The sequence below is a fragment of the Pseudomonas sp. TH10 genome (assembly GCF_016651255.1).
Lineage (GTDB): Bacteria > Pseudomonadota > Gammaproteobacteria > Pseudomonadales > Pseudomonadaceae > Aquipseudomonas.
The window spans coordinates 1-21,152 of sequence record NZ_JAEKEG010000175.1 but is presented as its reverse complement, the minus strand read 5'-3'; the positions used below and the strand labels follow the sequence as shown (position 1 = coordinate 21,152).

Here is a 21,152-nt window from a genome sequence, read left to right as displayed (position 1 = left end):
TCAGAGGTAACCATCAGCCCGCAGCAAGGTTTCCAGGCAGTGCTCGCTGATACGGTAGAAGTCCTTCAGCTCCTGGATCTTTACCAGCAACTGCGCCGGGTCCACGGGCTCGGCGCGCTTGACTGCCAGGATCATCTTGTTTTTGTTGGTGTGGTCCAGCGAGATGAACTCGAACACCTTGGTTTCATAACCGCAGGCTTCCAGGAACAGCGCACGCAAGCTGTCAGTGACCATTTCCGCCTGCTGGCCGAGGTGCAGACCGTATTGCAGCATCGGCTTGAGTAAAGCCGGGCTCTGGATCTGCAGGCGGATCTGTTTGTGGCAGCACGGCGAACACATGATGATCGAGGCGCCCGACCGAATGCCGGTATGGATCGCGTAGTCAGTGGCAATGTCACACGCATGCAAGGCGATCATCACATCCAGTTCGCTCGGCGCCACGCTACGCACGTCACCGCATTTGAACACCAGCCCAGGATGCTCGAGCTTGGCAGCAGCGGCATTGCACAGGGTCACCATGTCTTCGCGCAGCTCGACTCCAGTCACTTCGCCCTCGGCGTGCAGCGTGTTGCGCAGGTAGTCGTGAATCGCGAACGTCAGGTAGCCCTTGCCTGAGCCAAAATCGGCGACCCGAACCGGCTTGTCCAGCGCAAGTGGCGAGGTGGTGAGGGCGTGGCTGAAGACCTCGATGAACTTGTTGATCTGCTTCCATTTACGCGACATCGCCGGGATGAGTTCGTGTTTCCCGTTGGTCACACCGAGGTCGGCAAGGAACGGCCGGCTGAGGTCCAGAAAACGATTCTTCTCGCGGTTGTGCTCGGCGGACGGCACTTCGCGCAGTTGCTGGGGTTTACTCTTGAACAGCGAACTCTTGCCCTTTTTACTGTATTCGAGCTGGGCTTCGTCAGTCACCGACAGCAAGTGGGCATTCTTGAACGAGGCCGGCAGCAACGCGCCAATGCTGGCCACGCCCTCGCCCAGCGCCAGGTTCCTGGTGATATCACGGGTCTTGTAACGGTAGACAAAAGACAGGCACGGCTGATCCTTCACCGTCAGCTGCTTGATGATCACACGCTGCAAATCCGGCTCGTCACCGACGTACTTGGCCAGTACCAACTTGATAAACGCATGCTGCTCCAGGCTTGAACGCAGCAAGTCGATGAACTGCGCGTGGTGATCCGGCGCGAGGCTGGCGGGGGTGGCGACAATGGACATGACAGAAACAGCCTCAGGCGGAGCAAACAGGGAATGCCGCTATTTTAAGGGGGATGGGCGCTTTGGGCACGGGGTTATTTGCCACAGGCCCTGAAACCTAACCCAATACCACCAGACGGTTGGGCAACTCGTTCCTGGCATGGGTAACCGGCACATGCACCTTCAGCAACTCGCCACAGGCCTCGACGCAGGTCACGAACCCCTGCAAGGTCTGACCCTGTTTCACCTGGTGGGTAAAGGTCGAGACAATCGCGTCCCAGGTCTTGTTATCCAGGCGACTGGAGATCCCTTCATCCACCAGGATTTCCACATAACGCTCGGCTTCGCAGACAAAAATCAGCATCCCGGTGCTGCCCACCGTGTGGTGCAGGTTCTGCTCCAGGAACTGTCGGCGCGCCAGGTTCGATGCACGCCAATGCCGCACCGACCGAGGGATAAGGTGGGTGGTGATGCGCGGGATGCGGAACAGCAGGCACAACACGATAAAGCTCGCCCATTGCACCAGCAGCAGGCTGTGCAGGGTCAGCCAGCCGGTCAGGTAATGCATGACACCCGGCACCACCAGGGCCAGCAGGCTGGCCCACAGCAGTGGAATGTAGGCATAGTCGTCCGCACGAGCGGCGAGCACGGTGACCAGTTCGGCGTCGGTCTCGCGCTCCACCCGCGCGATCGCTTCGGCGACCTTGCGCTGTTCGTGTTCATTCAGTAATGCCATATCAGAAACGCTCGCTCACTTATTGTCATCACCAGCCGCCCGACGAACCACCGCCCCCGAAACTGCCCCCACCACCACTGAAGCCACCGCCACCGCCGCCACCGAATCCACCACCGCCGAAACCGCCCGAACCGCCCCGCCCACCGCCACCACTGGGCAGGATGCCGAGCATCTGGCAGACGAATACAGTGAGGATGAACAGCATGACGAGGAACACCAATACCCCGGGATGCCGTGACAGGAAATCGCTGTCCTGATCCCCGCGGGGTTCGTAGACCGTGGAAGGTTCGTCCAGCGGATTGCCGCCCAGCACGACCAGCATGGCCGCAACGCCGTCGCTGATGCCCTTGCTGAAGTTACCGGTCTTGAACGATGGAGTGATGACCTGATTGATGATCACCGAACTCTGCGCATCGGTCAGGCGATCTTCCAGCCCGTAACCGACCTCGATACGCAACCGTCGATCATCCCGGGCCACAATCAGCAGTGCGCCGTTGTTCTTGTCCTTCTGGCCAATGCCCCAGTACCGACCCAGTTGATAGCCGAAGTCGGCAATGTCTGTGCCCTGCAAATCCGCCACTGTGACCACCACCAACTGTTCACCGGTGGCTTTTTCGTGAGCCTGGAGTTGCTGGGCCAGTTGCTCGCGAACCACGGGCTCGATCATCTGGGCGTTATCAACCACCCGCCCGGTCAGCTGGGGAAACTTCAACTCGGCCTGGGCCGCCAGGGCAAACACCCAAAGCAGCAGCACCAGGCCAACTTTCAACACGCGCATTGGCAACCTCATCCGTGGTAATGCAGCCCGATCAGAACTTCACTTGAGGTGCTTTATCGGCATCGGGGCTGGTCGCCTCGAAGGTTTCACGCACAGGCAGATCGCTGTACATCACACTGTGCCAGAGGCGCCCAGGGAAAGTACGGATCTCGGTATTGTATTTTTGCACTGCCAGGATGAAATCCCGTCGTGCGACCGCGATACGGTTCTCGGTACCTTCGAGTTGCGACTGCAGCGCCAGGAAGTTCTGATTGGCCTTGAGGTCCGGATAACGCTCGGACACCACCATCAGTCGACTCAGGGCTCCGGTCAGCTGATCCTGGGCCTGCTGGAACTGCTTGAGCTTTTCCGGGTTGTCGAGGGTGCTGGCATCTACCTGGATCGAAGTCGCCTTGGCCCGGGCTTCAATGACCGCAGTCAGGGTTTCTTCTTCATGTTTGGCGTAGCCCTTGACCGTTTCCACCAGGTTGGGGATCAGGTCGGCACGGCGTTGGTACTGGTTCTGCACCTGACCCCAGGCGGCCTTGGCCTGTTCGTCCAGGGTTGGAATATTGTTGATGCCACAGCCGGCCAACAGCGTGGTCAGCAACATCAGGGCGGCCACCTGCAGGCTCGACCGATAGTGGTGTCGTACATTCATCTGGTTGACGCTCCCTTGCACATTCCGTTGAAAAAACAACCTGCGAACTTTGAACGCGGCTCTTGGGGCATAATCGGCGCCGCCACTGGATTGCATCCTGCCGATGGGCTAAAAGATGCTCCAGGATTAAAACAGTTCAGAAGTTTGCTGCATTTACCTGAACAACAATAGTCGCTCCCTCAATTTTGGCTGACCGGCGCGAAGTCATCGCCGCTTAGGCTTTCGAGAAGACAATTCATGAAGAAGCTGTGTTTGCTGGGTCTGTTCGTCAGCCTGGCCAGTCATCAAGTATTGGCCGCCACGACCCCGGTACCCCTGGAAAACAAGGACGCGTTCATCAGCAACCTGATGAATCAAATGACCCTCGACGAGAAGATCGGCCAGTTGCGCCTGATCAGCATCGGCCCGGAAATGCCCCGCGAGCTGATCCGCAAAGAGATCGCCGCCGGCAACATCGGCGGCACGTTCAACTCGATCACCCGCCCGGAAAACCGTCCGATGCAAGACGCAGCGATGCGTAGCCGGTTGAAGATCCCGATGTTCTTCGCCTATGACGTGATCCACGGCCACCGGACGATTTTCCCGATTCCGCTGGCCCTGGCGTCGAGCTGGGACATGGACGCCATCGGCCTGTCCGGGCGCATTGCTGCCAAAGAGGCCGCCGCCGACAGTCTCGACATCACCTTCGCACCGATGGTCGACATCTCCCGCGACCCGCGCTGGGGCCGCACTTCCGAAGGCTTCGGCGAGGACACCTACCTGGTGTCGCGCATCGCCGGGGTGATGGTCAAGGCGTTCCAGGGTGCCGGCGCGAATGCGGCCGACAGCATCATGGCCAGCGTCAAGCACTTCGCCTTGTATGGCGCGGTAGAGGGCGGTCGCGACTACAACGTGGTCGACATGAGCCCGGTCAAGATGTACCAGGACTATCTGCCGCCGTACCGCGCCGCGATTGATGCTGGCGCCGGCGGAGTCATGGTGGCACTGAACTCGATCAACGGCGTACCGGCGACCGCCGACACCTGGCTGATGAATGACCTGTTGCGCAAGGACTGGGGCTTCAAGGGCCTGGCGGTCAGCGACCACGGTGCGATCTTCGAACTGATCAAGCACGGCGTCGCTCGCGACGGTCGTGAAGCGGCGAAGCTGGCGATCAAGGCCGGCATCGACATGAGCATGAACGACACCCTGTACGGCAAAGAGCTGCCGGGGCTGCTCAAGTCCGGCGAGATCGAACAGCAAGACATCGACAACGCGGTGCGCGAAGTGCTCGCGGCCAAGTACGACATGGGCTTGTTCAAGGATCCGTACCTGCGCATCGGCAAGGCTGAAGATGATCCGGCCGACACCTACGCCGAAAGCCGTCTGCACCGCGCCGACGCCCGCGAAGTGGCGCGCCGCAGTCTGGTCCTGCTGAAGAACCAGAACGAAACCCTGCCGCTGAAGAAAACCGCGAAGATCGCCCTGGTCGGTCCGTTGGCCAAGGCGCCAATCGATATGATGGGCAGTTGGGCCGCTGCCGGCAGACCCGCGCAATCAGTGACCCTGTTCGACGGCATGAACGCGGCCATGGCCGACAAGGCAACGTTGATCTACGCCCGCGGCGCCAGCATCACCAGCGACAGGAAGGTCCTGGATTACCTTAACTTCCTGAACTTTGACGCACCGGAAGTGGTGGATGATCCGCGCTCGGCCCAAGTGCTGATCGACGAAGCCGTGAAAGCGGCCAAGGACGCCGATGTGGTAGTGGCAGCGGTGGGCGAATCCCGTGGCATGTCCCACGAGTCCTCAAGCCGCACCGACCTGAACATCCCCGCCAGCCAGCGCGAACTGATCAAGGCCCTCAAGGCCACCGGCAAGCCATTGGTCCTGGTGTTGATGAACGGGCGTCCACTGTCGATCCTTGAAGAAAAGGACCAGGCAGATGCCATTCTGGAAACCTGGTTCAGCGGCACGGAAGGCGGCAACGCCATCGCCGACGTGCTCTTCGGCGACTACAACCCCTCGGGCAAACTGCCCCTGACCTTCCCGCGTTCCGTGGGCCAGATCCCGACGTACTACAACCACCTGAGCATTGGCCGGCCGTTTACACCGGGCAAGCCGGGCAACTACACCTCGCAGTATTTCGATGACACGACTGGGCCGCTGTTCCCGTTCGGTTATGGTCTGAGCTACACCGACTTTGCCCTGAGCGACATGGCGCTGTCGTCGACCACGCTGAACGCCACCGGCAAGCTCGACGCCAGTGTCATGGTGAAAAACACCGGCAAGCGGGACGGCGAAACCGTGGTGCAGTTGTACATTCAGGACGTCACCGGTTCGATGATCCGCCCGGTGAAAGAACTGAAGAACTTCCAGAAAATCCTGCTCAAGGCCGGCGAACAGAAAGTCGTGCACTTCACCATCAGCGAGGATGACCTGAAGTTCTACAACGCCCAGCTCAAATACGCGGCCGAACCTGGCAAGTTCAACGTGCAGATCGGCCTGGATTCGCAGGACGTGACCCAGCAGAGCTTCGAGTTGCTGTAACAGCGAGCACACCGCAAAACACCTGTGGGAGCGAGCCTGCTCGCGATGAGGCCATAACATCCAACATCTACGTTGACTGTCAGGCCGTCATCGCGGGCAAGCCCGCTCCCACAATAATTTACGACTACCCCCGCCGATCCAGCAAATTCACCACCACCCGATCCACCCAGCCCCAGATCCGCTGCTTCACCCGCCGCCACAACGGCCGGCGCTGCCACGCCTCCAGACTCACCAACTGGCTCAGCCCGAAGTCCTTCACAAAACTGGCCACCACCGCTCGGGTCAACCCCGGGTCCAGGGCTTCAAGGTTGGCTTCCAGGTTGAAACGCAAATTCCAGTGATCGAAATTGCACGAGCCGATGCTGACCCAGTCATCGACCAGGACCATTTTCAAGTGCAGGAAACAGGGCTGGTACTCGAAGATCTTCACGCCAGACTTCAGCAACCGGGGGTAATAACGATGCCCGGCGTAGCGGACCGACGGGTGATCGGTGCGCGGCCCAGTGAGCAGCAGCCGCACATCGATCCCCCGCGACGCAGCGCGGCGCAGCGAGCGACGGACCTTCCAGGTCGGCAGGAAATAGGGCGTGGCGAGCCAGATACGTTTCTGCCCGCTGTTCAGCGCACGGATCAGCGACTGCAGGATATCGCGGTGCTGGCGCGCATCAGCGTACGCCACCCGCCCCATGCCCTCGCCCGTGGAAGGCACCTTGGGCAGGCGCGGCAAACCGAAATGCGCCGCAGGCCTCCAGGCGCGGCGATGGCGGTTGGCGATCCATTGGCGGTCAAACAGTAACTGCCAGTCGATCACCAGAGGACCGGAAATTTCCACCATGACCTCGTGCCACTCGCTGACGTCCTCCCCGGGCTCCAGAACTCATCGGTGACGCCAGTGCCGCCGACCACCGCCAGGCTCTGATCGACCAACAGCAGTTTGCGGTGGTCACGATAAAGATTGCCCACCCAGCGCCGCCAGCTCAAGCGATTGTAGAAGCGCAACTCCACGCCAGCGGCTATCAGGCGCTGACGCAGGGCCTGGGTAAATGCGAGGCTGCCATAGTCATCGAACAGGCAGCGCACACGCACTCCGCGCTCGGCGGCCTGGGTCAACGCCTGCACCATGGCTTCGGCGCAGGCGCCCGCCTCCACCAGATACAGCTCCAGTTCGACCTGTTCCTCGGCGCGTGCGATCGCCACCAGCATTCGCGGGAAGAACTGCGGACCATCGATCAACAGCTCAAAGCTGTTGCCTTCACGCCAGGGGAAGATCGCACCGGCCATGGCAGTCAGCGCGCCGTGAAGATCAGTACCGCACCCACCGGTACCGACAGGCTGATCGCCGATAGGCCGGCGACCTTGCGCAAGCTTTCCAGCCCCGGCGCCAGGTCGAAGTCCGCCGCGTTGATCACCAGCGGCTCCAGCGTCACTACCTGAAATCGCCGGTCATCAAGACGAGTCGCCAACAGCTCGGCGTTGTATTCGTGGGTCTTGCCATGCAGGTTAACGGTCACCGGCAGGCGCAACTCGAGCTGGGCACCGGAGGCGAGATCAGTTGATCGGGCCCAGATCAATTTGCGTAGTGATCAGGGCTTCGGGGAAGGTCTTGGTGTCGAACAGCTCCTTGCGCATGCGTTCGTCGCGCAATGGAATACCACTGTTCACCGAGTCCAGCTCGACTTCGACCTCCGCCAGGCCTTTGGGGCTGACCTTGCCGTGCAGCACGAGGAAGCGTTGCACTTCGGAAATGTTGGCGTTCTTGGTGCTGATAAAAGACAGCCGCGAGGATTCGCCGTCCAGGTACCAGTTGGCCTGGGCCGACGCAGTAGCGCCGGCCAGCAACAGAAAGGCGAGAGTTTTGCAAAGGGACCGCTTGAACATAAAGACTCGTGGGGCAGATAAACCTGAGCGAACCTTAACCGCCCCTGAGCGCATTGCAAACTGTGGCGTCGAAACATCGCAGTCGAAATCCTGTGGGAGCGAGCCTGCTCGCGATGGCGGTTTCACATCCAGCATTGGCAGCGGATGCCAGATCGCAATCGCGAGCAGGCTCACTCCTGCAGTGTTTCTCCAGTTGCTACCGGTTTCAGGGCATCAGGCGACAGCCCTGACGCGCGCCGAGCCACTGCGCGCTGCTGCTGAGACCCAAGCCACTGACGGAGACGGTCTTGCTGGCGGAGTCATCCGCGAAACCGCTGGTCGGCAGCCACTGCTTCACATAGCGGTGGCAATACTCGGCGGGGTTGTTCATCACGTAACGGCACGAGCAATATTCCTTCGCCGTGTAGGCGCTGATGATGTCAGGAAACGCCCACAGCGCCACCCGCTCCTGCCACACCCAGCCAAGCAGGGCGAAAAGCACAATCAACCACAGCGTGGTGAGAGGACGGCGGCGTACAAAGCTGCGGCGAATCACGGCTGCACCTGTCCGGCGACTGCCCGGCGCACCAGCCTGAGTAATGTGTTGTGGTTATAGCTGCCATCGCGATCATCACCATAGCGCACGATCACAAGGTTTTCGCTGGGGATCACGTACAGCGCCTGCCCCCAATGGCCGAGTGCTGCGAAAGTATCGGCAGGTGCATCGGGCCAGGGTCGCGCGGCACCCTCGACGGCGCGGTTAAGCCACCAATGTCCGCCCGGCACCGTGGCGTCCTGGTGGGCCTTGTACCGCGTGAAGGGCTCGCGATTGAAGGCAACCCAGTCTTTGGGCAGCAATTGCCGCTCGCCCCAGCGCCCGTCGCGCGCCATCAGCAAACCGATACGTGCCAGATCGCGGGCGGTGAGGTAGGCATAGGAGGATGCGACGAAAGTGCCACTGGCGTCGGCCTCCCCAGGTCGCGTCGCGGATGCCCAGCGGCTCGAACAAGGCGGTCCATGGATAGTCCGGATAACGCGCCGGCCCGACGATGTTTTTCAGCGCGGCGGACAGCAGATTACTGTCGCCACTGGAATAGCGAAACACCTGGCCGGGCTCGGCGTACGCGTCATGGGAGGCGGTGAACGCGGCCATATTCGAATGACCGCGGGTATACAGCATCGCCACCACCGAGGACTTCAGCGGGGCGTACTCGTAGTCTTCCTGCCAGTCCAGGCCGGAGGCCCAGTGCAGCAGGTCAGCCATGCTGATGGCCGGATGCTTTCCCAGCGCCGGATAGAACTTCAGCACCGGGTCCGAAAGCTTGAACAGGCCTTCGCCGTACGCCACACCGAGGACGGCGGCCATCAGGCTTTTGCTGATCGACCAGGTCAGGTGTGGGGTTTGCGCGCTGGTTGGGCCGGCGTAGCGTTCGTAGATGATCTGGCCGTCGCGGATGATCAACAGCGCATCGGTGCGTATACCTGCCCGGGTGTTGTCATTACGGAGCGCGAATGCGTAGGCCTCCAAGGCTTGCAGCGTTGGCCCGCTCAGGCTCGGGCCGCTGGACCACTGTTCCCCGGGCCAGGTTTCGGCACGGGCGCAGACACTGAGCATCACCAGGAAACACAGGGACAAACCTTTGGACATGGTGAGGGCTCGGGAGGTTGAACCTGTTAAGCCTAGTTGAAGCTAATTACAGTTTTAAGTTGAGTGGGACCTTTGAGACGCCATCGCGGGCAAGCCTTGCTCCCACAGGTCAGTGGCCACACCGCTGACTGGTCTGCCTCAAAATGCTAGACATCAATTATCACTTTTGGGGGCAGACCAGACGGTAGAAGCTGACGAGTGAAACGAGGCTGCGATCTTTTGACCTGGTTTAGCCACCAGCAAGATCAAAAGATCGCAGCCTCGTTTCGCCTGGCAGCTCCTACGTCGCGCAGAGTCGCGTGTGCACTGCAAATCCCTGTAGGAGCAAGGCTTGCCCGCGATGGCGCCATTCAATCCAGCGCAGCTCACGCCAATGCCTTGGCCAACCGCTTGTCCCGCGCCACCGCTGCCAGATCCATCACCGCCTGATCGCGCTGCCACATCGCCGCCCAGTGCGGCGGCCCATCCGCCAGCGCCAGGCCGATCTCGACCTTGAGCCCGATCGAACTGGGCGAACAAACCGCCCAGCAGCACATGCCCTGCCGGATTGTTCGGCGCCTGGCGGCTGACTTCCGCACATCCGGCGAGCAACGCCAGCAAGCGCAGTTGCAGGGACCGTGGCCAGTCACTGTCCTGCCCTATACCGTAAAGCCAGGCGGTCATTGCGCTCAGCACATAGATATCTTCCAGGGTGCGGAACGGTTTGACGTAGGCGTCCCAACCGTCCCCGGCCAGCAATTCGCATTGGGCGTTCTCCAGATACAGCCGACAGTGGCTGATATCCGGCATCAACGGGATCGACGGCAGGTGCTCCAGGCGTACTCCGGGCTCGCCTGGATACACCACCGCCAGGCTCAGGCGAGGCGCTTCGCCGGGCTGCTCGCTACGCGCGGCCACCAGCAGCCAGTCAGCGGCATTGCCCGCAGTGACGAAATCCTTGCGGCCACTCAGACGTAGATCGCCCAGGCGAGTCTGCATGTCCGCCACCCGCAGGCTGCGCTGCTCGGTCGCACACATGGCGCCCAGGCTCAGCGGCGCGCTTGGCCAGAGCATGCGTAACGCAGCCTGATACCCCACCAGAAATGCCAGCCCCGGCGTCGCCATCAATCGCCCGCCCGCCACTGCCAGCTCGAAGGGCGTGACACTCCCCAGTTGCTGCAAAAGATTGGCAAAGCCTTCCGCCAGGTCCGCACTGGCCGGCACTCGATCACAACGTTTCAACAGGTTCTGCCAAGGCATTGAAGGCTCCTCAAGGGCTGTCATACAAGCATCACCAAAGCTTCATGGCGATGACACCGGGGCTACATAGCCTGACTTTGCACAACACGGCTGCATAAAGAAAGTCGATCGGCTGCAACCCACGACGGGTTAAAGGCCCGTACGGAGATTCACATGACTCAGATCGCCCGCATCCGCGACACCGGCAATGAACGTCGCCTGCAAGCCGAACGCCTGATCGGCGCCGAAGCCTTGCAGCAAGCCCAGGCTTTGCGATTCAACGTCTTCAGCGGCGAGTTCAACGCCAAGCTGAAGGGCGCGGAGTGGGGTCTGGACATGGATGACTACGACGTTCACTGCGCCCACATCGGGGTGCGCGACCTGAACACCGGCCGCCTGGTAGCGACTACCCGCCTGCTTGACCACCAGGCCGCGAGCAGCCTGGGCAGGTTCTATAGCGAAGAGGAGTTCAGCCTGCATGGCCTGGTCCACTTGCAGGGCCCGATTCTGGAAATCGGGCGCACCTGCGTCGACCCCGCCTATCGCAACGGCGGCACCATCGCCGTGCTCTGGGGTGAGCTGGCCGAAGTGTTGAACCAGGGCGGCTACAGCTACCTGATGGGCTGTGCCAGCATCCCGATGCAGGATGGCGGAATCCAGGCCCATGCGATCATGCAGCGCCTGCGCGAGCGCTACCTGTGCACCGAACACCTGCGCGCCGAGCCGAAAAAGCCGCTGCCGACGCTGGATATTCCCTCCAACGTCATCGCTGAAATGCCACCGCTGCTCAAGGCTTATATGCGCCTGGGCGCGAAGATCTGCGGCGAGCCATGCTGGGATGAAGACTTCCAGGTCGCCGACGTGTTTATCCTGCTCAAGCGCGACGAACTCTGCCCGCGTTACGCCAAGCACTTCAAGGCGGCCGTGTAATGAGCCGGCTGCGGGTGTACGCGCGAATCGCGCGAGTGTTGTTGGTGGTGTCGCTGGGTTTGACCATGGCCAGCGTCTTCGGCGTATTTGAACGCATTGGCCTCGCACATTCGATGGAACGCCGTCAGCGCTGGTCGCGCTTCTTCATGGCGCGCCTGGCCAATGCCCTGCCCTTTCGTGTGACCGTCCACGGCGAACTGCCGCAGCAGCCGATGCTCTGGGTCAGCAATCACGTGTCCTGGACCGACATTCCGCTGCTGGGCATGCTCACCCCGCTGTCGTTCCTGTCCAAGGCCGAGGTGCGCACCTGGCCGGTGGCGGGCTGGCTCGCGGCCAAGGCTGGCAGCTTGTTCATTCGTCGCGGTTCAGGCGACAGCCAGTTGATCCGCAAGCAGATGACCCGTCACCTGCAAACCGAACATGCGCTGCTGATGTTCCCGGAAGGCACCACCACCGACGGCCGTTCGCTGCGCACCTTTCATGGTCGCTTGCTGGCGGCGGCGATTGATTCCGAGGTGATGCTGCAACCGGTGGCGATTCGTTATCTGCGCGATGGCGAGATCGATTCGCTGGCGCCTTTTGTTGGCGACGATGACTTGCTGTCGCACCTGATGCGCCTGTTCGGCAATGATTGTGGCGATGTCGAAGTGCACCTGCTCAAGCCGATGGCCTGCCAGGGCCGCGAGCGCGCGGCGCTGGCGTTCGAGGCGCAGCAGGCGGTGCAGAAGGCGTTGTTTGGGGCGATTCCGGAACAGCAGCAAAGGCCGATGCGCCCTGCTATAGCTGCCTGACACCATTCCCCGAAACAACAAATCTCCTGTGGGAGCGAGCGCTGCTCGCGATAGCGGTGTATCAGTCGACAACTCTGTTGGATGACAGACCGCAATCGCGAGCAGGGTCTCCCCAAGGTCTATTTTGCTGGATGGTTCTGCACAAAGCGCTGAAGCTGAGGGTAGAACAACCGGAAATCCTCGCTAAGCGGCTCATACAGCACCCGCAATTCGTGCATCGCCCCCGCCAGTTCCTCCGGTCGGCTCAACCGCCGCGAGATGCCGCGCAGCACCTGCTCCAGCACTTCAAACTCCTGGTACGAACCCAGCCAGTCATTGGCAACCATGTGCGGCGCAATCTTCGCCAGTCGCTCGGGCAACTGCCGTTCATGGGTCAGCACCCGATAAACGTCAGCGGTAAAGACCTCCAGCGGCTGATCGGCGTACATCCGCCAGTCCCGCGCCAGGCAATGGTCGAAAAACACATCGATGACGATCCCGGCGTAACGCCGCCGTGTCTCGGTAAATCGCCCCAATGCGATGTCCACCAACGGATGGCGATCGGTGAATACGTCAATCCGTCGATGCAGTTGAATGGCCGCTTCCACCTCCGGCGCGAACTGCCCTTGCAGCCGACCTTTGACGAAATCGCCATACAGGCTGCCGAGTAATTGACTGGGGCGCTGGCCACCGAGGTGCAAATGTGCGAGATAGTTCATGGGCGCAGCTTAGCACCGCGCCCTGCAATCCTCACACCATCATATCGTTATAACCCGATATACCGATTTGTTCTGCCGTCAGATCAAAATCATATTGGTATATCGCGAAATACCGATTTAAAGTTCGCCTCATCGCGATATAGCGTTGTACACATCACGAGCACCCAGCCATGAACCTTGACCTCGACGAAATAATAAAAGCCCTGGCGCATCCAGTACGACGAGACATTCTCAACTGGTTGAAAGACCCCAAAGCCGAGTTTCCAGAACAGCTGCACAACCACGAGTACGGCATTTGTGCCGGACAGATCGACCAACGCTGCGGCCTGTCGCAGTCGACCGTTTCCGCGCATCTGGCGACGCTGCAACGCGCCGGCCTGATCAGCAGCCAGAAGGCGGGTCAGTGGCATTTTTTCAAACGTAACGAGGACGTGATTCAGGCGTTCCTCAGCACCCTCAGTAAAGAGCTCTGACCCTTAACGTCAGCCAGCCGACAAGGAACCCCGCATGCCCCTTTCGCTTCTCATACTCGCCTTGAGCGCTTTCGCCATCGGCACCACCGAATTCGTCATCATGGGCTTGCTGCCTGATGTGGCGGCCGACCTCGGTGTATCGATCCCCGGCGCTGGCTGGCTGGTGACCGGGTATGCCCTGGGCGTGGCAATCGGTGCGCCGTTCATGGCACTGGCCACCGCGAAGTTGCCGCGCAAGGCAGCACTGGTGGCATTGATGGGCATTTTCATTGTCGGCAACCTGCTCTGCGCACTGGCCAGTGATTACAACGTATTGATGATCGCCCGGGTAGTCACCGCGCTGTGCCACGGTGCCTTCTTCGGGATCGGTTCGGTGGTGGCGGCCAATCTGGTGCCAGCCAACAAACGTGCTTCGGCAGTGGCTTTGATGTTCACCGGTCTGACCCTGGCCAACGTTCTCGGCGTGCCACTGGGCACCGCGCTGGGTCAGGAAGCCGGCTGGCGTTCGACCTTCTGGGCGGTGACGGTCATTGGCGTGATCGCGCTGATCGGCCTGATCCGCTTCCTGCCAGCCAAGCGTGATGAAGAGAAACTCGACATGCGCGCCGAACTGGCGGCCCTCAAAGGCGCGGGGATCTGGTTGTCGCTGAGCATGACCGCGCTGTTCGCCGCGTCGATGTTCACTCTCTTTACCTACGTCGCACCGCTGCTCGGCGATGTCACTGGTGTTTCGCCAAAAGGCGTTACCTGGACCCTGCTGTTGATTGGCCTGGGCCTTACCGTGGGCAACATCATCGGCGGCAAGCTGGCGGACAAGCGACTGGCAGCGACCCTGATTGGCGTTTTCATCTCGATGGCCGTGGTCTCCACCGTGCTGACCTGGACCAGCGTGGCGCTGATCCCGACCGAAATCACCTTGTTCCTCTGGGCCACCGCCTCGTTCGCCGCAGTGCCGGCACTGCAAATCAACGTCGTGACCTTCGGCAAAGCTGCGCCGAACCTGGTCTCGACCCTGAACATCGGCGCGTTCAACGTCGGCAACGCCCTCGGCGCCTGGGTCGGCGGCAGCGTCATCGCCCATGGCTTCGGCCTGACCAGTGTGCCGCTCGCAGCGGCGGCCCTCGCGGTGCTCGCCCTGCTGGTGACGCTGATTACTTTCCGTCAGAACGGCGATGCCGATCTGGCCCCTGCTACCAACTGATTAATTTTCACTTACGAGGGTTGTAGACATGGCAACTATTTTCGATCCGATCAAACTGGGCGACGTCGAGCTGGCCAACCGCATCATCATGGCGCCGCTGACCCGCTGCCGCGCTGACGAAGGACGCGTGCCAAACGCACTGATGGCCGAGTACTACGTACAACGTGCCTCCGCCGGCCTGATCCTCAGCGAAGCCACTTCGGTCACGCCAATGGGCGTCGGCTACCCTGACACTCCGGGCATCTGGTCCAACGATCAAGTGCGCGGCTGGTCCAACGTAACCAAAGCCATTCACGGCGCTGGCGGCAAGATCTTCCTGCAACTGTGGCACGTCGGCCGGGTTTCTCATCCGTCGTACCTGAACGGTGAAGCGCCGGTTGCGCCGAGCGCCATCCAGCCTAAAGGTCACGTCAGCCTGGTGCGTCCAATGGCCGACTACCCAACCCCGCGGGCACTGGAAACCGCTGAGATCGCCGACATCGTCGACGCCTACCGCACCGGTGCCGAGAACGCCAAAGCAGCCGGTTTCGACGGCGTGGAAATCCACGGCGCCAACGGTTACCTGCTCGACCAGTTCCTGCAGAGCAGCACCAACCAGCGCACCGACAACTACGGCGGCTCCCTGGAAAACCGTGCACGCCTGCTGCTGGAAGTGACTGACGCAGCGATCGAAGTCTGGGGCGCTGGCCGTGTCGGTGTGCACCTGGCACCACGCGCAGACTCCCACGACATGGGCGATGACAACCTGGCGGAAACCTTCACCTACGTTGCTCGTGAGCTGGGCAAACGCGGCATCGCGTTCATCTGCTCCCGCGAGAAAGAAGGCGCTGACAGCCTCGGCCCACAATTGAAAGAAGCTTTCGGCGGCCCGTACATCGCCAACGAAAAATTCACCAAGGACAGCGCCAATGCATGGCTGGCCAGCGGCAAGGCTGACGCCGTCGCCTTCGGTGTGCCATTCATTGCCAACCCGGACCTGCCAGCTCGTTTGAAGGCGGATGCGCCGTTGAATGATGCGCGTCCGGAGCTGTTCTACGCGAAAGGCCCGGTCGGTTATATCGACTACCCGACGCTGTAAGCGCTATTCAGTACAAGGCAGCAGAAACGCAAAAGCCCCCGACTTGTGAGAGTCGGGGGCTTTTTTCGTGGAGCCGACCGGGGAATGTTCGAAACCTGAGTTCAACCGAATATTTCAGGTCGGCGTACCTCGAAAGAACACCTCGGTCAGTCCCCTCTCCCTCTGGGAGAGGGTTAGGGTGAGGGCAATCGGCTCACACTCATTCACACAGACGACACAAATTCCCTACAAAATGCGTAGCTCGCTACGTATAAACTCCCGCACCGCGAACGTATATAAAAGCAGGCCAATTGACATAAGCTGTGCCAATTACGCATTTTGTTTCATTTGCGCAGGCTGGGGCTCAGGCGCAGCATATCCAACCCTGTATCGACCCAACGCTCGGCCTCGGCATGCAGCTCAAAGCTGTCCGGCGCCAGAAGCCATCCATACAGAAGGCCATCGATATAAGCATGAATGCTGATGGCCGCACGGGCAGTGTCGAGATCTTCCGGCAACTGGCCGCGATTCACCGCATTACGCAGGGTCAGCCCGATACGCAGATTGCAATCGAGACTGGCCGCCCGGCGCTGCTGGCGCAGATCGCACATTTCATCGGTGAACTCGCACTTATGAAACAGAATTTCGTTGATACGCCGGGTTTTCGGGTCCAGCGCAACTTGATGAAACAAATGAATCAGCAATTTGCGCATGCAACCCAACGGATCGAGTTCGTCCTCGCTCTCACTGGCCTTGGCCAGCTCATCCAGCGGTTCATGCAGGCTGTCGAGCATGGCCTGGACCAGATCGGCCTTGTTGCTGAAATGCCAATAGATAGCGCCCCGGGTGACACCGGCCATGGTCGCGATGTCCGCCAACGTCGTACGAGCGACGCCCCTTTCATAAAAGGCTTTCTCTGCCGCTTCCAGGATCTGGCTGCGAGTTTCTTGAGCTTCCTCTTTGGTACGACGGACCATGGCAGTAAAACCTCAAACAGGATGTTTCAGGGATGGCTGAATATCCGCTGAATAAAGAGGGGGCGATCTCTCGTGAATCGGTTCCCCGGCCTACAATTTCAAACCTTGCAACGACTTTTGTAACAGGGTGGGTACGAAGCCAAGGTATTTACAAACAACCATGAACGTAAGTATATTCCTTAGCAAGCTACTTATCCACCCGGCAGCATTTTTTTACCCTTCCACACTTCTTGTGCGCTTTTTGCGCGCCTGACCCGAGGATCTTCATGCAATTCAAGCCAGCTGTTACCGCTCTGGTCACTGCCGTCGCCCTGGCATCGCTGCTCAGCGGATGTAAAAAGGAAGAAGCGGCACCGGCCGCTCCGCCTCCTCAGGTCGGCGTCGTCACCCTGCAACCACAAGCCTTCACCCTCACGTCGGAACTGCCGGGCCGCACCAGTGCGTTCCGCATCGCGGAAGTGCGACCACAGGTCAACGGCATCATCCTCAAGCGTCTGTTCAAGGAAGGCGGCGATGTCAAAGCCGGCCAACAGCTGTATCAGATCGATCCGTCGGTCTATGAAGCAACCCTGAAAAGCGCCGAAGCCAACCTGCGTTCGACCAAGTCGATCTCTGATCGCTACAAGCAACTGGTCGATGAGCAGGCCGTGAGCCGTCAGGAATACGACACTGCCGTGTCCAACCGTCTGCAATCGGAAGCGTCCTTGCAGAGCGCGCAGATCAATGTCCGTTACACCAAGGTTTACGCGCCGATCTCCGGGCGCATTGGCCGTTCTTCGGTCACTGAAGGTGCCTTGGTCAGCAACGGCCAGACCGACGCCATGGCCGTAATCCAGCAGCTGGACCCGATCTACGTCGACGTGACGCAATCCTCGGTTGAGCTGCTGGAACTGCGCCGCGAGCTGGAAAGCGGCCGCCTGCAGAAATCCGGCGACAACTCGGCAGCGGTCAAGCTGACGCTGGAAGACGGCAGTCTGTACAAACTCGACGGTAAGCTGGAATTCTCCGAAGTGACGGTTGACCCGACTACCGGCTCGGTGACCTTGCGCGCCGTGTTCCCCAACCCTGACCACACCCTGCTGCCCGGCATGTTCGTTCACGCCCAGCTGCAGGCCGGTGTGAACAGCGCAGCGATCCTGGCCCCCCAGCAAGGCGTGACTCGCGACCTCAAGGGCGCGCCAACGGCACTGGTCGTGGGCCCGGACAACAAGGTCGAGCTGCGCCAGCTCAAGGCCAGTCGCACCGTGGGCAGCCAGTGGCTGATCGAAGACGGCCTGAAAGCCGGCGATCGACTGATCACCGAAGGGCTGCAATACGTGCGCCCAGGTGTGCAGGTGAATCCGACCGAAGCCACCAACGTGGGCAAAAAGAACCCGGCCCCCGCTCAGGCAGCTGACAAAGCCGCTGGCGGCAAAGGGGAGTAACTCATGTCAAAATTCTTCATCGACCGTCCGATTTTCGCTTGGGTAATTGCCCTGGTGATCATGCTGGTCGGGGCACTTTCGATCCTGAAATTGCCGATCAACCAGTACCCGAGCATTGCGCCACCGGCCATTGCGATCTCCGTGACCTACCCGGGCGCTTCGGCGCAAACCGTGCAGGACACCGTGGTCCAGGTGATCGAGCAGCAGCTCAACGGTATCGACAACCTGCGTTATGTGTCCTCGGAAAGTAACTCCGACGGCAGCATGACCATCACCGCAACCTTCGAGCAAGGCACCAACTCCGACACCGCGCAGGTACAGGTTCAGAACAAGCTGAACCTGGCCACCCCGCTGTTGCCGCAGGAAGTGCAGCAACAAGGTATCCGTGTAACCAAGGCAGTGAAGAACTTCCTTCTGGTGATCGGCGTGGTGTCGCGCGACGGCAGCATGAACAAGGACGACCTGTCCAACTACATCGTGTCGAACATGCAGGATCCGATCTCGCGGACTGCCGGTGTCGGTGACTTCCAGGTCTTCGGTGCCCAGTACGCAATGCGCATCTGGCTCGACCCGGCCAAGTTGAACAAGTACAACCTGACCCCGTCTGACGTCAGCACCGCAATCTCGGCGCAGAACGTTCAAGTCTCGTCCGGTCAGCTCGGCGGTTTGCCGGCGCTGCCTGGCCAGCAACTGAACGCCACGATTATCGGCAAGACACGTCTGCAAACTGCCGAGCAGTTCAAGGCGATTCTGCTGAAGGTCAACCAGGACGGTTCGCAGGTACGTGTCGGCGATGTCGCTGATGTCGGCCTGGGTGGTGAGAACTCGAGCATTTCCGCCCAGTTCAACGGCAGCCCGGCTTCCGGTCTGGCGGTAAAACTGGCCAACGGTGCCAACGCTCTCGACACCGCCAAAGCGCTGCGCAAGACGATTGACGACCTCAAGCCGTTCTTCCCGCAAGGCATGGAAGTGGTTTTCCCGTATGACACCACTCCGGTAGTGACCGAGTCGATCAAGGGTGTGGTTGAAACCCTGGTCGAAGCGATCGTGCTGGTGTTCCTGGTGATGTTCCTGTTCCTGCAGAACTTCCGCGCTACCGTCATCACCACGATGACCGTGCCGGTGGTATTGCTCGGTACATTCGGCATCCTCGCCGCCGCCGGTTTCAGCATCAACACCCTGACCATGTTCGGTATGGTGCTGGCCATCGGTTTGCTGGTGGACGACGCCATCGTCGTGGTGGAAAACGTCGAGCGGGTGATGGCCGAGGAAGGCCTGTCACCGAAGGAAGCGACGAAAAAGTCCATGGGCCAGATCCAGGGCGCACTGGTCGGTATCGCCCTTGTTCTGTCGGCGGTATTGCTGCCGATGGCGTTCTTCAGCGGCTCTACCGGTGTGATCTACAAGCAGTTCTCGATCACCATCGTCTCGGCCATGGCCCTGTCGGTACTGGTTGCACTGATCTTCACCCCGGCGCTGTGCGCCACCATGCTCAAGCCGATTGCGAAAGGTGAGCACGGCACGCCGAAAAAAGGTTTCTTCGGCTGGTTCAACCGTAACTTCGACCGCGGTGTCAGAAGCTATGAGCGCGGTGTAGGCAACATGCTGCAACGCAAGGCGCCGTATCTGCTGGCGTACTTGCTGATCGTCGTCGGTATGATCTGGCTGTTCACCCGCATTCCAACTGCATTCCTGCCGGAAGAAGACCAGGGCGTATTGTTCGCTCAGGTGCAAACCCCGGCCGGCTCCAGCGCCGAACGCACCCAAGTGGTGATCGACGAGATGCGTTCCTACCTGCTGGATAAAGAAGCGGGTGCCGTGTCCTCGGTGTTCACCGTGAACGGCTTCAACTTCGCCGGTCGTGGTCAGAGTTCGGGTCTGGCGTTCATCATGCTCAAACCGTGGGGCGAGCGTGACGCGGGTAACAGCGTGTTTGCCCTGGCGCAGCGTGCCCAGCAACACTTCTTCAGTTTCCGCGATGCGATGGTGTTTGCCTTCGCTCCGCCAGCCGTACTGGAGTTGGGTAACGCCACAGGTTTCGACGTGTTCCTGCAGGATCGTGCCGGTATCGGTCACGAAAAACTGATGGAAGCGCGTAACCAGTTCCTCGGTCTGGCAGCGCAGAGCAAAGTGCTCTATCAGGTGCGTCCGAACGGCCTGAACGACGAGCCGCAATACCATCTGGAAATCGATGACGAGAAAGCCCAGGCCCTTGGCTTGAGCCTCTCCGACATCAACAGCACGCTGTCGATCTCCTTCGGTAGTAGCTACGTCAACGACTTCATCGACCGTGGTCGGGTGAAGAAGGTTTACGTGCAAGGTCAGGCCGGTGCTCGCATGAGCCCTGAAGACTTGAAGAAGTGGTACGTGCGCAACAACGTCGGGACCATGGTGCCGTTCTCCGCCTTCGCCAAGGGCGAGTGGATCTACGGTTCGCCGAAACTGGCCCGTTATAACGGCGTGGAAGCGATGGAGGTGCTCGGTTCTCCGGCGCCGGGTTATTCCACCGGTGAAGCGATGGCCGAAGTCGAAGCGATTGCCAAGAAGCTGCCGGCCGGTGTCGGTATCTCCTGGACCGGTCTGTCCTACGAGGAACGTCTGTCCGGCTCGCAAGCGCCAGCGCTGTACGCCCTGTCGCTGCTGATGGTGTTCCTGTGTCTGGCGGCGTTGTATGAAAGCTGGTCGATTCCGATCGCGGTCATGCTCGTGGTGCCGCTGGGGATCATTGGTGCTCTGATGGCCACCAGCCTGCGCGGTCTGTCCAACGACGTGTACTTCCAGGTGGGCCTGTTGACGACCATCGGTCTGGCAGCTAAAAACGCCATTCTGATCGTCGAGTTCGCCAAGGAACTGCATGAACAGGGACGCAGCCTGCGTGACGCGGCGATCGAAGCCTGCCGCATGCGTCTGCGACCGATCATCATGACGTCGCTGGCCTTCGTCCTCGGTGTTGTACCGTTGGCGATCTCCACCGGCGCCGGTTCGGGCAGCCAACATGCCA

15 protein-coding genes and 4 pseudogenes are annotated in these 21,152 nt (G+C 60.4%); 8 read left to right on the top strand and 11 right to left on the bottom strand.

What is annotated here, in order from left to right:
- The 4 genes from JFT80_RS23155 to JFT80_RS23140 form a co-directional block, all read right to left on the bottom strand.
- Complete coding sequence (locus JFT80_RS23155; protein WP_201149697.1) at positions 1 to 1,215, bottom strand: SAM-dependent methyltransferase; 1,215 nt, start codon at positions 1,213 to 1,215, stop codon at positions 1 to 3.
- Positions 1,216 to 1,312: 97 nt separating this feature from the next.
- On the bottom strand, positions 1,313 to 1,930 hold the full coding sequence (locus tag JFT80_RS23150; protein ID WP_122837779.1) for a TPM domain-containing protein: 618 nt from the start codon (positions 1,928 to 1,930) through the stop codon (positions 1,313 to 1,315).
- A 28-nt stretch (positions 1,931 to 1,958) separates the two neighbouring features.
- The gene (locus tag JFT80_RS23145) at positions 1,959 to 2,708 is read right to left on the bottom strand and encodes a YgcG family protein (RefSeq protein WP_201149695.1); all 750 of its coding nucleotides are present in this window, start codon (positions 2,706 to 2,708) and stop codon (positions 1,959 to 1,961) included.
- 31 nt (positions 2,709 to 2,739) lie between these two features.
- Complete coding sequence (locus tag JFT80_RS23140) at positions 2,740 to 3,348, bottom strand: LemA family protein (protein WP_045061101.1); 609 nt, start codon at positions 3,346 to 3,348, stop codon at positions 2,740 to 2,742.
- A gap of 237 nt (positions 3,349 to 3,585) precedes the next feature.
- On the opposite strand from JFT80_RS23140, the gene bglX reads away from it, so the two are divergent.
- Complete coding sequence (bglX, locus tag JFT80_RS23135; protein WP_201149693.1) at positions 3,586 to 5,877, top strand: beta-glucosidase BglX; 2,292 nt, start codon at positions 3,586 to 3,588, stop codon at positions 5,875 to 5,877.
- Between the two features lie 124 nt (positions 5,878 to 6,001).
- Here the strand turns inward: bglX and JFT80_RS23130 are convergent.
- From JFT80_RS23130 to JFT80_RS23110, 5 genes and pseudogenes are all read right to left on the bottom strand, one after another.
- A pseudogene (locus tag JFT80_RS23130) lies at positions 6,002 to 7,158 on the bottom strand (phosphatidylserine/phosphatidylglycerophosphate/cardiolipin synthase family protein).
- A gap of 5 nt (positions 7,159 to 7,163) precedes the next feature.
- Positions 7,164 to 7,755, bottom strand: a pseudogene (locus tag JFT80_RS23125) (YceI family protein).
- A gap of 205 nt (positions 7,756 to 7,960) precedes the next feature.
- On the bottom strand, positions 7,961 to 8,290 hold the full coding sequence (locus tag JFT80_RS23120; RefSeq protein ID WP_201149691.1) for an amidase: 330 nt from the start codon (positions 8,288 to 8,290) through the stop codon (positions 7,961 to 7,963).
- Positions 8,287 to 9,382 (bottom strand): annotated as a pseudogene (locus tag JFT80_RS23115) (serine hydrolase domain-containing protein). The gene JFT80_RS23120 and the pseudogene JFT80_RS23115 overlap by 4 nt, the downstream one beginning before the upstream one ends.
- Positions 9,383 to 9,747: 365 nt before the next feature.
- A pseudogene (locus JFT80_RS23110) lies at positions 9,748 to 10,621 on the bottom strand (acyl-CoA dehydrogenase).
- A gap of 153 nt (positions 10,622 to 10,774) precedes the next feature.
- Here JFT80_RS23110 and olsB point away from each other — a divergent pair.
- Together olsB and JFT80_RS23100 are read left to right on the top strand one after the other, a co-directional pair.
- A complete protein-coding gene (gene olsB, locus JFT80_RS23105) occupies positions 10,775 to 11,530 on the top strand; it encodes an L-ornithine N(alpha)-acyltransferase (protein ID WP_201149690.1) in 756 nt (251 codons plus the stop codon).
- Positions 11,530 to 12,321: a 1-acyl-sn-glycerol-3-phosphate acyltransferase gene (locus tag JFT80_RS23100; protein WP_201149689.1), complete on the top strand. Its 792-nt coding sequence runs from the start codon at positions 11,530 to 11,532 to the stop codon at positions 12,319 to 12,321. Before olsB ends, JFT80_RS23100 begins: the two co-directional genes overlap by 1 nt.
- Before the next feature lie 119 nt (positions 12,322 to 12,440).
- Here JFT80_RS23100 and JFT80_RS23095 read toward each other — a convergent pair whose 3' ends face one another.
- Entirely contained in the window at positions 12,441 to 13,019 is a 579-nt protein-coding gene (locus tag JFT80_RS23095; RefSeq protein WP_201149688.1) for an ACP phosphodiesterase, read from the bottom strand.
- A 170-nt stretch (positions 13,020 to 13,189) separates the two neighbouring features.
- On the opposite strand from JFT80_RS23095, the gene JFT80_RS23090 reads away from it, so the two are divergent.
- The 3 genes from JFT80_RS23090 to JFT80_RS23080 are packed head-to-tail and all read left to right on the top strand — an operon-like array spanning position 13,190 to position 15,771.
- Entirely contained in the window at positions 13,190 to 13,492 is a 303-nt protein-coding gene (locus JFT80_RS23090; RefSeq protein ID WP_008080109.1) for a helix-turn-helix transcriptional regulator, read from the top strand.
- Between the two features lie 34 nt (positions 13,493 to 13,526).
- Positions 13,527 to 14,693, top strand: a complete 1,167-nt coding sequence (locus JFT80_RS23085; RefSeq protein WP_201149687.1) for an MFS transporter — start codon at positions 13,527 to 13,529, stop codon at positions 14,691 to 14,693.
- A gap of 28 nt (positions 14,694 to 14,721) precedes the next feature.
- Positions 14,722 to 15,771, top strand: coding sequence for an alkene reductase (locus JFT80_RS23080; RefSeq protein WP_201149686.1), 1,050 nt, complete (start codon positions 14,722 to 14,724; stop codon positions 15,769 to 15,771).
- A gap of 323 nt (positions 15,772 to 16,094) precedes the next feature.
- On the opposite strand, the gene emhR is transcribed toward JFT80_RS23080, so the two are convergent.
- Positions 16,095 to 16,727, bottom strand: a complete 633-nt coding sequence (emhR, locus tag JFT80_RS23075; RefSeq protein ID WP_103307022.1) for an efflux system transcriptional repressor EmhR — start codon at positions 16,725 to 16,727, stop codon at positions 16,095 to 16,097.
- 266 nt (positions 16,728 to 16,993) lie between these two features.
- Between emhR and emhA the strand changes: the two genes are divergently transcribed.
- Positions 16,994 to 18,151 carry an efflux RND transporter periplasmic adaptor subunit EmhA gene (gene emhA / locus JFT80_RS23070; RefSeq protein ID WP_201149685.1) on the top strand — a complete coding sequence of 386 codons (1,158 nt, stop codon included), beginning with the start codon at positions 16,994 to 16,996 and terminating at the stop codon, positions 18,149 to 18,151.
- Between the two features lie 3 nt (positions 18,152 to 18,154).
- A partial coding sequence (locus JFT80_RS23065; RefSeq protein ID WP_201149683.1) for an efflux RND transporter permease subunit occupies positions 18,155 to 21,152 on the top strand: 2,998 nt, incomplete at its 3' end.

Excerpts from the sequence above, each read along its gene's own strand:
- JFT80_RS23150 (WP_122837779.1), bottom strand. The coding sequence starts at position 1,930 with ATGGCATTACTGAATGAACACGAACAGCGCAAGGTCGCCGAAGCGATC.
- JFT80_RS23080 (WP_201149686.1), top strand. The coding sequence starts at position 14,722 with ATGGCAACTATTTTCGATCCGATCAAACTGGGCGACGTCGAGCTGGCC.
- JFT80_RS23090 (WP_008080109.1), top strand. The coding sequence starts at position 13,190 with ATGAACCTTGACCTCGACGAAATAATAAAAGCCCTGGCGCATCCAGTA.
- JFT80_RS23155 (WP_201149697.1), bottom strand. The coding sequence starts at position 1,215 with ATGTCCATTGTCGCCACCCCCGCCAGCCTCGCGCCGGATCACCACGCG.
- JFT80_RS23145 (WP_201149695.1), bottom strand. The coding sequence starts at position 2,708 with ATGCGCGTGTTGAAAGTTGGCCTGGTGCTGCTGCTTTGGGTGTTTGCC.
- olsB (WP_201149690.1), top strand. The coding sequence starts at position 10,775 with ATGACTCAGATCGCCCGCATCCGCGACACCGGCAATGAACGTCGCCTG.
- JFT80_RS23085 (WP_201149687.1), top strand. The coding sequence starts at position 13,527 with ATGCCCCTTTCGCTTCTCATACTCGCCTTGAGCGCTTTCGCCATCGGC.
- emhR (WP_103307022.1), bottom strand. The coding sequence starts at position 16,727 with ATGGTCCGTCGTACCAAAGAGGAAGCTCAAGAAACTCGCAGCCAGATC.
- bglX (WP_201149693.1), top strand. The coding sequence starts at position 3,586 with ATGAAGAAGCTGTGTTTGCTGGGTCTGTTCGTCAGCCTGGCCAGTCAT.
- JFT80_RS23095 (WP_201149688.1), bottom strand. The coding sequence starts at position 13,019 with ATGAACTATCTCGCACATTTGCACCTCGGTGGCCAGCGCCCCAGTCAA.
- JFT80_RS23140 (WP_045061101.1), bottom strand. The coding sequence starts at position 3,348 with ATGAATGTACGACACCACTATCGGTCGAGCCTGCAGGTGGCCGCCCTG.
- emhA (WP_201149685.1), top strand. The coding sequence starts at position 16,994 with ATGCAATTCAAGCCAGCTGTTACCGCTCTGGTCACTGCCGTCGCCCTG.
- JFT80_RS23100 (WP_201149689.1), top strand. The coding sequence starts at position 11,530 with ATGAGCCGGCTGCGGGTGTACGCGCGAATCGCGCGAGTGTTGTTGGTG.